This is a genomic window from Sulfurimonas sp. HSL3-7 (assembly GCF_039645985.1).
Taxonomy (GTDB): Bacteria; Campylobacterota; Campylobacteria; order Campylobacterales; family Sulfurimonadaceae; genus Sulfonitrofixus; species Sulfonitrofixus jiaomeiensis.
On the sequence record NZ_CP147919.1, the window covers coordinates 37,763 to 51,463 of the forward strand.

The 13,701-nt window shown below is 52.4% G+C and carries 15 protein-coding genes and 1 tRNA gene; 10 read left to right on the forward strand and 6 right to left on the reverse strand.

Going from position 1 to position 13,701, the window contains the following annotated elements; all coding sequences use genetic code 11:
• The first annotated feature begins 274 nt into the window (after window positions 1–274).
• The 6 genes from WCY20_RS00180 to WCY20_RS00205 all read left to right on the forward strand — a co-directional run bounded on the left by WCY20_RS00180 (window position 275) and on the right by WCY20_RS00205 (window position 5,115).
• Entirely contained in the window at window positions 275–1,066 is a 792-nt protein-coding gene (locus tag WCY20_RS00180; RefSeq protein ID WP_345976111.1) for a TOBE domain-containing protein, read from the forward strand.
• Window positions 1,067–1,258: 192 nt separating this feature from the next.
• Window positions 1,259–2,737, forward strand: a complete 1,479-nt coding sequence (locus WCY20_RS00185; protein ID WP_345976113.1) for a hypothetical protein — start codon at window positions 1,259–1,261, stop codon at window positions 2,735–2,737.
• Window positions 2,738–2,748: 11 nt separating this feature from the next.
• Complete coding sequence (locus WCY20_RS00190) at window positions 2,749–3,168, forward strand: TOBE domain-containing protein (RefSeq protein WP_345976114.1); 420 nt, start codon at window positions 2,749–2,751, stop codon at window positions 3,166–3,168.
• A 15-nt stretch (window positions 3,169–3,183) separates the two neighbouring features.
• The gene (gene modA, locus WCY20_RS00195; protein WP_345976116.1) at window positions 3,184–3,930 is read left to right on the forward strand and encodes a molybdate ABC transporter substrate-binding protein; all 747 of its coding nucleotides are present in this window, start codon (window positions 3,184–3,186) and stop codon (window positions 3,928–3,930) included.
• Window positions 3,927–4,325: a TOBE domain-containing protein gene (locus tag WCY20_RS00200; RefSeq protein ID WP_345976117.1), complete on the forward strand. Its 399-nt coding sequence runs from the start codon at window positions 3,927–3,929 to the stop codon at window positions 4,323–4,325. Before modA (WCY20_RS00195) ends, WCY20_RS00200 begins: the two co-directional genes overlap by 4 nt.
• Window positions 4,309–5,115, forward strand: coding sequence for a sulfite exporter TauE/SafE family protein (locus WCY20_RS00205; protein WP_345976119.1), 807 nt, complete (start codon window positions 4,309–4,311; stop codon window positions 5,113–5,115). Before WCY20_RS00200 ends, WCY20_RS00205 begins: the two co-directional genes overlap by 17 nt.
• A gap of 46 nt (window positions 5,116–5,161) precedes the next feature.
• Here the strand turns inward: WCY20_RS00205 and WCY20_RS00210 are convergent, their stop codons facing one another.
• The 3 genes from WCY20_RS00210 to WCY20_RS00220 are packed head-to-tail and all read right to left on the reverse strand — an operon-like array spanning window position 5,162 to window position 8,757.
• Entirely contained in the window at window positions 5,162–5,836 is a 675-nt protein-coding gene (locus tag WCY20_RS00210; protein WP_345976121.1) for an ABC transporter permease subunit, read from the reverse strand.
• Window positions 5,833–6,546, reverse strand: a complete 714-nt coding sequence (gene modA / locus WCY20_RS00215) for a molybdate ABC transporter substrate-binding protein (RefSeq protein ID WP_345976123.1) — start codon at window positions 6,544–6,546, stop codon at window positions 5,833–5,835. The genes WCY20_RS00210 and modA (WCY20_RS00215) overlap by 4 nt, the downstream gene beginning before the upstream one ends.
• 9 nt (window positions 6,547–6,555) lie before the next feature.
• Window positions 6,556–8,757, reverse strand: coding sequence for a TonB-dependent receptor (locus WCY20_RS00220; protein WP_345976124.1), 2,202 nt, complete (start codon window positions 8,755–8,757; stop codon window positions 6,556–6,558).
• A gap of 437 nt (window positions 8,758–9,194) precedes the next feature.
• Here WCY20_RS00220 and modD point away from each other — a divergent pair, with 437 nt between their 5' ends.
• From modD to WCY20_RS00240, 4 genes are all read left to right on the forward strand, one after another.
• On the forward strand, window positions 9,195–10,040 hold the full coding sequence (gene modD, locus WCY20_RS00225; protein WP_345976126.1) for a ModD protein: 846 nt from the start codon (window positions 9,195–9,197) through the stop codon (window positions 10,038–10,040).
• Window positions 10,037–10,720 (forward strand): molybdate ABC transporter permease subunit, encoded by a 684-nt coding sequence (gene modB / locus WCY20_RS00230; protein WP_345976128.1) that lies wholly within the window; start codon window positions 10,037–10,039, stop codon window positions 10,718–10,720. The genes modD and modB overlap by 4 nt, the downstream gene beginning before the upstream one ends.
• Window positions 10,720–11,574: an ATP-binding cassette domain-containing protein gene (locus WCY20_RS00235; RefSeq protein WP_345976130.1), complete on the forward strand. Its 855-nt coding sequence runs from the start codon at window positions 10,720–10,722 to the stop codon at window positions 11,572–11,574. Before modB ends, WCY20_RS00235 begins: the two co-directional genes overlap by 1 nt.
• A 59-nt stretch (window positions 11,575–11,633) precedes the next feature.
• Window positions 11,634–11,711: transfer RNA gene (locus WCY20_RS00240), tRNA-Pro, on the forward strand.
• A gap of 87 nt (window positions 11,712–11,798) precedes the next feature.
• On the opposite strand, the gene WCY20_RS00245 is transcribed toward WCY20_RS00240, so the two are convergent.
• The 3 genes from WCY20_RS00245 to WCY20_RS00255 all read right to left on the reverse strand — a co-directional run bounded on the left by WCY20_RS00245 (window position 11,799) and on the right by WCY20_RS00255 (window position 13,462).
• Window positions 11,799–12,287 carry a pyridoxamine 5'-phosphate oxidase family protein gene (locus tag WCY20_RS00245; RefSeq protein WP_345976132.1) on the reverse strand — a complete coding sequence of 163 codons (489 nt, stop codon included), beginning with the start codon at window positions 12,285–12,287 and terminating at the stop codon, window positions 11,799–11,801.
• A gap of 2 nt (window positions 12,288–12,289) precedes the next feature.
• Window positions 12,290–12,682, reverse strand: a complete 393-nt coding sequence (locus tag WCY20_RS00250; RefSeq protein ID WP_345976134.1) for a hypothetical protein — start codon at window positions 12,680–12,682, stop codon at window positions 12,290–12,292.
• 180 nt (window positions 12,683–12,862) lie between these two features.
• The gene (locus tag WCY20_RS00255; RefSeq protein ID WP_345976135.1) at window positions 12,863–13,462 is read right to left on the reverse strand and encodes a YceI family protein; all 600 of its coding nucleotides are present in this window, start codon (window positions 13,460–13,462) and stop codon (window positions 12,863–12,865) included.
• Between the last annotated feature and the right edge of the window lie 239 nt (window positions 13,463–13,701).

The following is a 13,701-nucleotide window of genomic DNA, read 5'->3' on the forward strand; positions in this document are numbered from 1 at the left end:
AGACATATATTTACGCTTCCCTCCTTCTGCAAAATGAAAAAAATAGAGATCTGGCTGATATCGTTGGTTTGATTGTAAATCGTCATTTTTTACTTACGGCCTTACATTAATAATGGAAATGAAACGCTCAGGCGCTGTCTGTAAAAAATTATGCCCTCCGGCTGGTGTGGATTGCATTTCCTTATATAATCGTGTATACTACGTAAAAGATTTTTTTGACGTCAGTCACATGGTAAATGTGGTTGTTGCAAGTAAAAAAAAGTAAGGCAGTGGTATGGAAAATGCACTTGAAGGTAGACTCTGGATCAGTAAAGCGGACCACAGTTTTCTGGGACAGGGACGGATAGAGCTGTTGCGACAGATCGGCGAGACAGGTTCAATCTCAAAAGCGGCGAAAGCGATGAAGATGAGCTACAAAGCTGCCTGGGATGCCGTGGATGCGATGAACAACCTTGCCGAAGCACCGCTTGTCGAGCGTTCGACAGGCGGAAAGGGCGGCGGTGGTACCCGGCTGACACCGTACGGCAGGGAGATCATCGAGACCTATACGGTGCTGCATGAAGAGCATCAGCGTTTCCTTAACAACCTCTCCCTGCGTATCAATACACAGGAGGGGCACCTGCGTCTGCTTGAGCGGATGACAATGCGCGTCAGCGCCAGAAACCAGCTCTTGGGAAGTGTCGTCAAGATCCATAAAGGGGCGGTTCACAGTGAAGTGGTGCTGCGTCTTAAGGGTGAGGATACGATCACTGCCATCATCACCAACGACTCGATCAAGTCGCTCGACCTTCAGATCGATACCGAGGCGTATGCGCTTTTCAAAGCGGGATCGGTCATACTGAGTACGGATCTTGATCTGGCGATCAGTACCCGTAACCGCTTTGAAGGGACGGTGGAGCGCATCGAGCGTGGAAGCATCAACAGCGAGGTGATCGTCAATCTCAAGGGGGGCAATACGATCTGCTCCACCGTGACCAACGAGTCGCTCGATGAACTGCAGCTGAGTGAAGGGAAGCCGGTCGTTGCCCTCTGCAAGGCGAGTAATATCATTCTTGGCCTTCAGTAGAGGGCCTTTTTTTTGGTATAGCGTTATATATTAAAATATATTATGAGCTGACAATGAAAAACAAAAACCGACAAAAAGGAGGAAGAGTATCACAATCCGGACAGAGAACTTGCAGCGGCAACTGCAAGCAAGGCGCTTTGATATAAGCTGCAATCAGTATAACAAAAAAAGATAAGAAAAGAAAGGAATCCGATGAATAACATAATAACAGGTGCGGGCATATTGGCCGTAGCACTGCTTTTGACGTCGAATGTATCTGGGAATGAGGAACTTCCGAAGCGTACACTCAAGACCAACTACCAGGAGGTCTATAACGAGAATCCGGGTTCTGCGAAGAGCTTTACGGAAATGTTTTCAGAGGGGATGTTCTACGGGCGTCTGCGTTCGAACACCTTCTACTACAACTGGAAAAAAGAGAGCGACACGCAGAAAAACCACCTTGTCAGCGGCCTCGGCGGATCGCTGATCTACAAGAGTGCAGCGCTGGACGGCTTTGATTTTGGCGGAGGACTCTACTACTCGCGCGCCTTTTTTGACAGCACGGATGACCCTGTCGGCAGCTTGAAACCGGGCAAAGATGTGTTGAGCCGTTATGACTATGCCAATACGGGGAACAAGTCGATGGGTACCCTTGGTCAGGCTTATGTGCGCTACCGCGGTATCCCTCAGACCCAGATTATCGCCGGTCGTCAGCTGGTGGAGACCTTCTATACCAAGTCCAACGATACCAAGATGATTCCGAACACTTTCGACGGTCTGGTCGTCGAGACGAAAGTGATCCCGGACACCGGTGTCAAACTCGCCTACCTTTATCAGCAGAAGCTGCGTGACCATACCCAGGCACACTCGGTGCTGATGTACGGCGATGCCAATTCAACCTCTTCAGTGAGTCCGAACTGGAGCGAGAATGACGACTCGGCGATGCACAAAGGGCTCACCTATACCCGTTTAAAAGAGGCCGGTGTCAGCACGAAAGCACCGCTGATCGTCGGTGATCTTCACAACCAGTCGGTTGCGAACCTGAAGCTCGACGCCTCGTTTTACGCGGTACCGGAGCTGGTCTCGGAGGTAATGGCCGAGGCAAACTACAAGATCGGCATGGGGAGTTTCTCCCTGACGCCGGGTGTGCGCTACATCAAACAGTTTGACAACGGCGCGGGCGAGATCGGCGGGGCTTCCTACAGTGGAAAACTGGCCGGTCTGAGTGGCGAGAGTGGTGGTTACAAAGAGGCAGACTCGCTTGATTCACAGATGGTCGCGGCGCGTCTGGTCGGAAGCTATGGCCTCTACAAGCTCAACCTCGGCTATTCGCAGGTCTTTGACGAGGCCGACTTGATCACTCCGTGGCGTGGTTTCCCGACGGCAGGCTACACCCGTTCGATGGCGCGTTACAACTGGATGGCAAACACCAAAAGCTACCGTATCGAGCTGCAGCGAAATGCCAACAAGAAGGGGATCTACACCGACCTCTTTATCCAGGCCTCGATCCTTCATACCGATGCGGATGAGAGTAAGGGTTACTTTGACGAGAACTTCTACTACGTCGGCTTTGTGCAGAATGTTCCGGCTCTTATCGAGCTGCAGTGGCGCCTGAGACTGGGCTATACCGACACCGAAAAAACCGATGCGGACAGCCTTGACGGCCGTTTCGAACTTAACTACCTGTTCTAAAAGGAAAAACAGTGAAAATCAGTGCAAGAAATCAGATAGAAGCGGCTGTTACGGCGGTCGAAAAGGGTGCGGTGAATGCCGCCGTGACGCTGAAAGCGCCGATGGGTACCGAACTATCGGCAATCATCACCAACCAGAGTGCAGAGATGCTGGGGCTGGAAGCAGGTCAGTATGTGACAGGTTTTTTCAAAGCCTCGCACGTTCTGATCGCGATCGGTGGGATACCGAACATCAGTGCCCGTAACAAACTGAAGGGCAGCGTCGTTAAGATCACAAAAGGCGCTGTCAACAGCGAGATCGATGTCAAGCTTGTCAGCGGCGATATTATTGTGGCGATTATTACAAATGAGGCTGTAACCGACTTGTCTTTGAAAGAGGGCAGCGAAGTGTTCGCGATCATCAAATCGACCGACGTTATGATCGCAAAATAAGAGGAGGAGAAGAAAATGAAAAAGTCTTTATTAGCACTGCTATTTGCCGCGGCAACCCTTGCCGCAGGCGAGATCAACATCGCGGTGGCGGCCAATGTCAGCTACGCCATCGATGAACTGAAGGCGGAATTCGCCAAGAGCCATCCTGATACCAAGGTGCAGGTGACGCTCGGCAGCAGCGGAAAACTGACGGCGCAGATCAAAAACGGTGCCCCTTACGGCCTCTTTATGGCGGCCAATATGAAGTACCCGCAGGCCCTTTACAGCGACAAGGTCGCCGTAACGGAGCCGGTGGTCTATGCGCAGGGGGCACTGGCCTACCTGAGCGTCAAGAAGCAGAATTTCGCAGAGGGGATCACGCTGCTTGGAAGCGACAAGATCGGTAAGATCGCCGTTGCCAACCCCAAGACGGCCCCTTACGGCAAGGCGGCAATCGAGGCGATGAAGAACGGCGGGGTCTACGAGAAAGCCAAAGAAAAATTCGTCTTTGCCGAATCGATCTCACAGACCGTCACCTATGCGATCACGGCGGCCGACATCGGTCTGATCGCCAAGTCCTCGCTCTACAGCGACAAGATGACACAGTACAAAGAGGGGGTGAACTGGGCGGCGGTCGATCCCAAGCTCTATACGCCGATCAAACAGGGGATCGTCCTGCTTAAAAACAGTGAAGGCAACGGCGAATACCGGGCCTTTTACGACTTTATCCTGAGTGCCAAGGCGAAGGCGATCCTGAAAGCGTACGGGTACATAGTAGAATGAACAAGATCAGTGCGAGCGTAACGTCTATCGAGAGCGTTGACAGTGTCAGTATTGTCAGCTTTGATGCCGCCGGCCAGCCGATGCGGATGATGTCGCTTGAGCTTGACGGCATGCTTGCGGCAGGCGACAGCGTGACCCTGGGCGTCAAAGCCTCGAGTATTGCTCTGGCCAAAGTGCTGGAGGGGGAGTTCAGTATCTCCAACCGTCTTGAGTGTGCGGTCGAAAGTCTGACGGAGGGGCAGCTGCTCTGCAGCGTAAAGCTCCGTTTCGGCAAGGCCCTGCTCGAGAGTGTCATCACCCGCGAATCTGCAGAGCGTCTGCACCTGCAGGTCGGCGATACCGTTACCGCACTGATCAAGGCCAGTGATGTCTCGATTCTTGAAACGATCAGATAGACGAAACCGCGCGGGGTTCTTCGCGGCGGCTGCGGTCGCATCGCTGGCCGGTCTCATCGGGCTGGGCGGCGCGGAGTTCCGGCTGCCCATCCTCAAAGCACTCTTTCGTCTACCGTCGCTGAAGGCGGTCATCTTCAACAAAGCCACGTCGCTGGTCGTCGTCTTTTTCGCCCTTTTTTTCCGTATGCACGAGATATCGTTCGGTATGCTGGCCGATCATACTTCGATCATCCTCAACCTCCTTGGCGGCAGCCTGATCGGCGCATGGGTCTCGGCCGGTATCGCGATGCGTATATCGGAGCAGACCCTCGATGCGGTGATCATGGTGCTTCTTTTGGCAATGGCTGCTGTTCTTCTGCTTGACCAGACCTCCTTTATGCAGAGAGAAGAGCTCTTTTTCGAAACGCTGTGGGCGCGTACCTTGGCGGGTGTCACGGCTGGTTTTTTTATCGGGATGGTCGCGGCGGTGCTCGGTGTTGCCGGGGGAGAACTGCTTATTCCGACGATCGTTTTGCTCTACGGCGTCGATATCAAGCTGGCAGGAAGCCTTTCGCTGGCGGTCAGCCTGCCGACGATGCTGGTGGGCTTTTTCCGTTACAGCAGGGGCGCCGCTTTCGAGGTACTTTCCCAGGAGCGGGGGCTTCTGATTTCTATGGTGGTGGGCTCCATCGTCGGTGCCGGCATCGGAGCGCTGCTGCTCGGTGTTGTCCCGGCCGGGTTACTGACCGTGGGCCTTTCGCTGCTGCTTATACTCTCTGCGATCAAGATTTTCAGGCACAAAACGGCCTAGCATCTCCCGCGATCGGGAGGCTTTTTCTGACCAATTTTTCTCATTTCTAATAGTTGTTTTTTTTCTGCAGGATGTTCAGGAAGAAAAAGAGCACCAGGGCGATGCTTGTCAATACGCCGCTTAGCTGCCATGCGAGATCGTATTCGCCGTCTATGACGGCGTTGTAGAGCGCAAGCGAGATGGTGTCGGTCTCTCCGATGATGTTGCCGCCGAGTATTAGGGTGATGCCCACCTCGCCAAGTGCCCTCGCCGAGGCGATCAGCAGGGCGGCGATCAGACTGCGTTTGATGCTCGGCAGTATGACGGCAAAAAGCGTCTGCATCTCCCCCTTACCGCTGATGAAAGAGGCTTCGACGATCGGCTTCGGGAAGTGCTCTATGGCGGACTGGAGGGGTTTGACCATCAGCGGGAGGCCGGCGATGAAACCGGCGATGACGAGGGCCGGAAACTCGAAGATAACGGTGATGTCAAACTCCCCCAGAAAAGCGCCTATCACGCCGTCGCGCCCCAGCAGTATCAGCAGGAAAAAGCCGAGTGCGATCGGCGGAAAGACGAGGGGCATCGTGATGACGCTCTCAAACAGCCATTTGAACCGCAGGTCCTCTTTGGCGAGATAATAGGCGGCGGGTATGCCGACAAGAAGAAAGAGGGTACTGCAGACCATGACCGTTTTCAGACTCAGCAGCAGCGGTCCGATGATCTGTCCCATCTCGATCGTCACAGGCCGTACTTTTTGAATATTTCACGGGCCCGCTCACCCCGCAGGTAGTCGAGGAAGGTCTGGCAGTCTCTGCTGCGGCTGCATTCGGGCAGAGTGCCCGCGACAATGTCGATCTTCTCATAGTACTGCTGCGGTATGACCAGGTAGCCGCCGAGCTTCTTCTCGTTTGCGAGCGCCGCGGTCAGGTTGATGAGCCCGGCATCGACCTCGTTGGCCACCAGGTAGGCGGTGACCTGCGGAACGGTTGCGACAATACGAAGTCTCTCTTTGACCGTTTCGTAGAGGCCGCTGCGCTGCAGGAACGTCTCTGCGGCGATGCCGTAGATCGCCTTGGAGGGCTTGGCAATGGCAATGGCACGGACACGTTCCTGCGCAAGGTCGCTGCAGGCCGTCAGGGCGGTATTTTTGGGGTAGGCAAGCACCAGTTTGCCGCTTCCGAGACTTGTGAACCCGTCAAAGGCGAGGCCGCTCTGGTCACTGAGGTAGTTACGGTCGCCGATCAGAAGAGCGATATCGGTGTGTTTTGCCTGAACGGAGATCTGTCTGACATTGCCGAAAATGGCCTTGACAGGGGAACCTCCCTCCTGCCGATAGGCTTTTATGACCTCCTGTAGGGGCTTTTTGTAGCCGGCCGCCGCCGCTATTTTGATCTTCTGTTCAGCATAGAGAAGCGTGCCGGCAAGGGTGAAGAGAAAAAGAAGGCGTCGCATCTTCTCCGCCTAGAACTTGAGCGCTATACCGGCATAGACACCGAAAGGCGCCCCGGCCTGATAGCTGGTCTTTGTCGTGTTGGCCGCGAGCGCATTGTCCGGTGTGATGATGGATGAGATGTACTGGCGGTTGAAGAGGTTGGTCATCGTCACCCTGAAGGTCGCCTCTTTGAACGCCCAGAGTTTTTTATAGGTGTAGGAACCATCGATATCGACCAGTGTCGCTCCGGAGATCTTCTGGGTATTGTCCACATCGCCGTAGCGCTCGGAGTAGTAACGCAGCGAAGGGGTCAGCTGCCACCCGCCCTCGTGGTAGGTCACGGCCGCGTTGGCCATATATTTCGGGGCGTCTGGGATCTGGTTTCCCTTGATGGATGCAGTCTTGGTCGCACCGGTCTGGAGGTCCTCCGTATAGTAGTAGCGGTTGTACGAGCCGCTTACCATGAAATCAAGGTAGCTCGTCGCGGCACCGCTGGCGGTCAGTTCGAAGCCGTAGCTCATCGCATCGGCGTTGTTGGTCGGATAGACGACATCATATTCGGCATCATACAGACTTGCCTGCTTACCGGTGACACGGGTGAAGAAGAGGTTCGGATTGAGGGTGATCCCCCCGGTGTTATACGTCATCCCCAAATCAAAGTTGTCGGAGAGCTCGGGCTGCTGTTTGTCCCATAACTGCTGCAGTGAGATCCCTTTTGCCGCGAAGTTCTGTCCCTGTTTCTGGTTGGAGACATAGAACGGGAAGAGATTGACATCGTAACCGTAGCTTCTTGTATAGTCGGTATAGAAGTGCAGGTTCTCCTGAGGTGCGTAGGCGAGGTAGAGACTCGGCAGCCACTCTCTGTAAATCTTTGCGTCAACGCTTGAGAGCGGATCGATCGAGCCGTTTTTGTAGTTGTCTATCCCTGCCAGTCTGAAGTTCAGGTAGCGCAGCCCCGCGACATAGGAGAAACCGCTATTTTCGCCGGAAAACTCGATGAAAGGGGAATTGAACTCATGATAATCGGTCTCGGCCTGAATGGCGGTCTTTGTATAGACAGGTGTTCCGCTGCTGACGTCATAGAGCTCCTGGTCGGTCGGCGGTCCCGGAGGCTGCTGCCAGTGCATCCAGTAGCCGAGTTTGAGGCGCAGGGCTTCGAGAATCTTCTGCTCGTACTGCGCCACGCCGCCGAAGAGGTCATGGTCGATCTGCCAGTGTTTGACAGCGGTGTTGGCCGGATTTGAAGGGGCGGTATCGAACCAGTACTCCCCTTTGTCATGGAGGTAGTAGGGCTTGAAACTGACTTTGGAGCCCTCTGCAAAGGCGTACTCTATGTTGGCCATTACGGCCGTGTCCTCGAACTTCTGCTTGTTGTAATCGGCATAGGCGGCTTTTGTAGCGTCCTTGCCGTAGTCCTTGTCGTAATAGGTGTCGAGGTCGCTGGCCTCCTCATACGTCATCTGGTAGTAGTTGTTATGGGTATCTTTGTTCATGATGACATAGAGTTCGCTCTTGAAGCGGTCGTTCGGGGTATAGGCAAATCCCAGCATCCCGTTATAGCGCTCAAGGTCGCCGTCACCCTTCCATTTGTCCCCCTGGGTGTAGGAGAAGGAGCCGAAGGCCGACACATCGCCCATTTTACCCGTGTCCACCCGCATAAAAGTGCGTGCGGCGTTGTCGCTTCCCGCCATCTGCGAGAGCTGGACGGCAAAGCTGTTTTTCGGCCTATCGATGATCAGGTCGACCTTGCCGATAAGATTGGAGAAGCCGAGACTTTTGTCCACCGGCATGTAACCTTTGTAGAGGTCGACATAGGCGAAGTTTTCCATGTCGTAGATGGTTTTTCCTCCGCCGGGATTGCTGTTTAACGGCAGCCCTTCGACCGTGAGCACACCGCCGGGCCCCGACTGGTTTTTACCGCGGATGCGCATCGGGTCGTGGAAGGAGCTCTCGTTCGAGCCGAAGGCATCCACCGAATTGAAACTGACGGAAGGGGACATGTTGATCCCCTTCAGCGCCGATGTGTTGGCTTGCGCTGAAAATGTTTTGATCCCCGCTTCGGAGTAAGATTGTACGCCGGCGAGCGTATCGGGCGCGACAGTCGCTTCCATGTTGCTCTCGGCACTTTCGTCGACGACGACCGTATCGAGAGCAACACTTTCGGCAGCCTGGAGCATTGATGTATACGAAAGTGCAGTCAGCACCAAGGATAATGTGATTTTTGTTTGCATATTTTTCCCCTGTTATAAGATAATGCAAGGGGACAGGACCGTCCCTTGCCAGACATAAATGCAGTGACCCTGTTAGAATCATTACGTTATGTTATTGGAAATATAACGATATGGATATTAATTTATTCTTAATTTAAAAGATAAAAATAACGGTAAAAATATCTATTTTATGGACATTATTCAGGTGAAATAGCGCTTTTATCTGATGAATTCAGATAAGCGTAACGATGCGTTTAGTTATTACGTTATATAAAAAAGTATATTATGATATAATTCCGCGATCAAATATTGCATATAGCTGGATGAAGTCTTTTCAAGGGGTACCCATCAGCCCGTATCGAGTAGTTTCAGACGCCTTGCTGCCTGCGGTGTCACAGATCAGCGATGCAACAGCTCCGCAGAGTAAAATTATGCAACCGTAGTAAGGAGAATAATCTATGACCCGTCTTTCCGATCATGAGCTCTGGGCGTATATACGCGAAGATCTGCCCTATTTTGACCTGACGACCCATCTGCTTGAGGTTTCAAGCAAGACGGAATCTCTGAGTATTATCACTCGGGACAAGGTGGTGGCGGCCTGTACAGAGGAGGCGGCGCGTATCGGTGAACTGCTGGGGTGCGAAGTCTACTATTCTGTCGCTTCAGGAACAAAGGTAGAAGAAGAGGGACTGCTTTTGGAACTTCAAGGTGACGGTGAAGTGCTGCACCAGGCGTGGCGGCTTTGCCAGATACTGCTGGAGTATGCCTGCGGGATGGCGACCCATGCCAACAGAATGCTTCAGGATGCCCATAACGTCAATCCTGACTGCGAGATCCTGGTCACGCGTAAAAGTTTTCCCTTTGCCAAACGCTTTACAATGCGCGCCCTGCTTATCGGCGGGGTTATGCCGCACAGGCTCGGGCTCTCAGAGAGTGTTCTGATCTTTGAAAACCACCGCGCCCTCTACGATGACGAGGCGGCATTCGAAGCGGCACTGCCGCAGATCAAAAAACGGTGTGTCGAGAAGAAGCTTGTGGTCGAGTCCGAGAGTCTTGAGGATGCGAAGCGGATGCTGCAGCTCGGAGCCGATGTGATCCAGATGGACAAAAGCGTGCCGGAGACGTTGGCGGCACTCGTCGCCTACAAACGCGAACATCATCCGCATGCTACCATCATAGCGGCAGGCGGTATAAACAGGAAAAATGTCATACAATACGCACAAACAGGTGTCGAGGCCATCGTGACCAGCAGCCTCTATCAGGCCGGTATGGCCGATCTCACCAGCAGTTGGAAAAGTTTATGAACACTCTGGATCTGGAACCTTTTTACCTTTCGTTCAAATTGGCGGGTATTACGACACTGATTCTTTTTCTGGTGGCACTGCCGGTAAGCTGGTGGCTCAGCCAGACGAAGTGCCGCTGCAAACCTTTTGTCGAAGCGGTGACTTCGCTGCCGATCGTCCTTCCTCCTTCTGTTCTTGGTTTCTATATCCTCTTTGCCCTTTCACAGAACTCCCCGATCGGTGCTTTTTTTGAAGAGCTTTTCGGCATCAAGCTGGTCTTTAACTTTACCGGGCTGGTGGTCGCAAGCTGTTTCTACTCCTTTCCCTTTATGGTACAGCCGCTTCAGGGCGGGTTCGAGACGCTCAACAAAAACATGCTTGAGGCCTCCTATATCGCAGGCAAAAGCCGCTTCCTGACACTGTGGCGGGTGGCCTTACCCAACATCAAACCGGCATTGATGACGGCCCTTATCGTCACTTTTGCCCATACGGTCGGCGAGTTCGGCGTGGTGCTGATGGTGGGCGGCTCTATTCCGGGAGAGACGAAGGTCGCATCGGTGGCCATCTATGAGTTTGTTGAGGTGATGGACTATTCGCAGGCACATATCTACAGCGCGATCATGCTGGCGCTCAGTTTTGCGGTGCTGCTGGGTGTCTATCTTTTCAATGAGCGTCATAACAGACGCATCGGGGTGCAGTAATGGTTAAAATCAATATCAATAAGACGCTTCAAGGGAGTATCGGCGCGATGGAGCTGGACGTGGATATCGCCATCGAAGAGCACAGTTTTATTGCATTGGCAGGTCAAAGCGGCAGCGGCAAGACGACGCTTCTGCGCATTTTGGCGGGACTTGAGAAGGCGAAGGGTGTTATCAGCGTTGGCGACGATCTCTGGCAGAAGGATCGGACTTCTCTGGCGCCCCAGAAACGGGGTATCGGTTTTGTTTTTCAGGACTATGCCCTCTTTGCCAACATGAGCGTGGAGCAGAATCTGCTCTATGTCAGCAAGGACAGAGAGCTAGCCGAGCATCTGCTGGAGCTTACCGGACTCTCCGAGCTCAAAGACCGTCTGCCAGGCATGCTGAGCGGGGGTCAGAAACAGCGGGTATCGCTCTGTCGGGCGATGATGAAGCGCCCCAAGCTGCTGCTGATGGACGAGCCGCTCTCCGCACTCGATCCGGCGATGCGCACCAAGCTGCAGCACGACATCCTGACCCTGCATAAGGAGTTCGGAACGACCACCATCATGGTCTCGCACGACCCAAGCGAGATCTACCGCCTGGCCGAGCGCGTCATTCTGCTCGAGCATGGAAGGGTGGTGCAGGACGGCACTCCCAAAGAGGTACTCTTAAAGACGCAGGGAAGCCAGAAGTTCTCGCTTACAGGCGAACTGCTCGATATTATCAAGGCGGACGTCATCCACATCGCCGTCGTCGCCATCGGCCAGCAGATCGTCGAGGTGGTGCTCGACGAGGCCGAGGCGGCCTCGTTTACGATCGGCCAGAGCGTCCAGGTCAACACCAAGGCCTTTGCCCCGTCGATAAGCACACTGTAAGGGCTGAATTTACCTTTTTCTTAAGAATAGGCAGGATAGAATTACTGCCTGCAACGTGTCGGGGTGTAGCTCAGTTTGGTTAGAGTACGAGTCTGGGGGACTTGGGGCCGCTGGTTCGAATCCAGTCACTCCGACCATCGATTTTTTTACAACGTCTGAACCGTAACTTTTCCAGAACAATCCTCGTTTTTATTATCTGCTAACCGTGTTTGTATAGAGATCCTTTATTTGTGCCCACTTCCGCCCATTCTTGGAAGCAGACACTCCATGTTTTCGCCGCCGACTACGTAAGCTTCGCCGAACCCGAAGGTGGCTTCGCCGGCAACGGCAGTCAGCTCATAGAGGTTGAAATCCTTCATCTTCATCAGCATCGAGACCATCTCCTCGCCGAACTTTTCATCGAAGCCTGCCATCACCGGGGCAAACCTGTCCTCCTCCCTTGGGACGGCTGCCGCATCACACTGCAGGGAGATCCGTTTGCGGGCGAAGATATTGGCGGAGCGGGTTTCGTCCTCGATAAAGAAAAGTGAAGCCCTGTTATCCTTTTTGAGGTTTTTGGCATGCGAGGCGATATCGCTGATAAAGATGTAGAAACGGTGGTCATAATGGACAAAGGGAGCGTACGAAGAGAAGGGGCGCCCTTCACTGTCAAGCGTGCCGATGACGACGCTCTTGAAGGGGGCGATAAAAGGGAGGATGGTCTTTTCGGCCATCGTTAAACCAATTGCGCCGAGACACCCGAGAGAACAGCATCGGCTTTGGTGGCGTCACCGCTGTATTTGGCAATAGAGATGCCGTAGTTGACCATCGCGGCAGCGGTGTTTTTGCAGGCTCGTTTGGCGACGAGATAATCGCAATCCTCGAGCACCTCGGCCATCTTGACATGCTCCTGGACGTGCGCCTCGTCATCATGGCCGTGCGAGCAGTGCTCGTTTCCGTCGTTATGCTCATGGTCGAGGTCGGTGCGCGGGTTCTTGCGCAGCTCTTCGAATGCAAAGGCTTTGAACATCCCGGCCCCTTTTACGGCGTAAACGGCGAAATAGGGGGTATGGCCGGCGTTGCCGAAGAAGGTGAGGGTATCGTCTTTGACAGGGATAGCAACTTTCATAAAAAATCCTTCTGTTTTTTTAAATTATACTCTAAAAAGGGAAGGAAATATCTGACGTACTTTTCTGTGCGTAATGATACTGTTTGAGAATGCTCTTTGTGTAGTTTTACCTTAAAACAGACCAGGAATATCTCAAGAACTAAAGGTGCGGCATCGGACATTCCAATGCATTATGCTGTTCTAATGGTTAAAGTACAGTTTTGCCCCGATAACAAGATCGTCATGTGCCCGTAAGAAAAAGTTTGAAGGGGTCTCGATATTAAAGTCACTGTATCTGATACGAATGTTTCCTTCTATAAAAAGCTGACCGTTCTCATCTTTGAGGGTCACCGGAAAAGTGATCTTTTTTGTCACCCCATTGATCTTCATATCACCCTCTGCTATATTTTCACGAATCTCATAGTCATAGGTCATCAACTTATACGTCTCTGCATTTAGATATTCCTCAACATTGTCGTCTCGATAGCTATCATTACTGTCAAACGTAAAAACATCAATACGCAACTTACCCTTATACCCAAGCTCTCTCTTCTCCAGTGAACCGCTTAACCCTCTGTTTATACCCCGTACAGGATAGGTATTGAAAAACTGCTTTTTTTTAGCTTCATAATAGACATACGATTTGTTTGTGTCCAGTGTAAAGTCACTTGCACTCCGGGGAAGTTGTTCGGAATATGTTTCGAGAAGTACAGGAGATTGTGTTGTACAGCCTGAAAACATCGTAAACAGAAACAGTAAAAACAGCCTCAATAAATGTCTTGCATATGCCGAATGAACCATTTTAAACCGCCTTCACAAGATTTTCAAAGAGTGCCAATGATGTTCTTTCTCTCAATACAAATCAGTATACTTATTTTTACTTATTTCTTTAAGTAAAGAAATTGGACCTGAATTCGTGCTGTTTTGAAACGGTAAGCCCATCAGGTTAGCATTGGATATCTATTATATTCACAATTCCTAAACATTAGAGACAGAGTGCATTAAAATTCTCTGATTGTTATTCCAATCAACGCTTTAAA

Excerpts from the sequence above, each read along its gene's own strand:
- modD (WP_345976126.1), top strand. The coding sequence starts at position 9,195 with ATGACCCGTCTTTCCGATCATGAGCTCTGGGCGTATATACGCGAAGAT.
- WCY20_RS00245 (WP_345976132.1), bottom strand. The coding sequence starts at position 12,287 with ATGGCCGAAAAGACCATCCTCCCTTTTATCGCCCCCTTCAAGAGCGTC.
- modA (WP_345976116.1), top strand. The coding sequence starts at position 3,184 with ATGAAAAAGTCTTTATTAGCACTGCTATTTGCCGCGGCAACCCTTGCC.
- WCY20_RS00235 (WP_345976130.1), top strand. The coding sequence starts at position 10,720 with ATGGTTAAAATCAATATCAATAAGACGCTTCAAGGGAGTATCGGCGCG.
- modA (WP_345976123.1), bottom strand. The coding sequence starts at position 6,546 with ATGCGACGCCTTCTTTTTCTCTTCACCCTTGCCGGCACGCTTCTCTAT.
- WCY20_RS00200 (WP_345976117.1), top strand. The coding sequence starts at position 3,927 with ATGAACAAGATCAGTGCGAGCGTAACGTCTATCGAGAGCGTTGACAGT.
- WCY20_RS00255 (WP_345976135.1), bottom strand. The coding sequence starts at position 13,462 with ATGGTTCATTCGGCATATGCAAGACATTTATTGAGGCTGTTTTTACTG.
- WCY20_RS00185 (WP_345976113.1), top strand. The coding sequence starts at position 1,259 with ATGAATAACATAATAACAGGTGCGGGCATATTGGCCGTAGCACTGCTT.
- modB (WP_345976128.1), top strand. The coding sequence starts at position 10,037 with ATGAACACTCTGGATCTGGAACCTTTTTACCTTTCGTTCAAATTGGCG.
- WCY20_RS00220 (WP_345976124.1), bottom strand. The coding sequence starts at position 8,757 with ATGCAAACAAAAATCACATTATCCTTGGTGCTGACTGCACTTTCGTAT.
- WCY20_RS00180 (WP_345976111.1), top strand. The coding sequence starts at position 275 with ATGGAAAATGCACTTGAAGGTAGACTCTGGATCAGTAAAGCGGACCAC.
- WCY20_RS00250 (WP_345976134.1), bottom strand. The coding sequence starts at position 12,682 with ATGAAAGTTGCTATCCCTGTCAAAGACGATACCCTCACCTTCTTCGGC.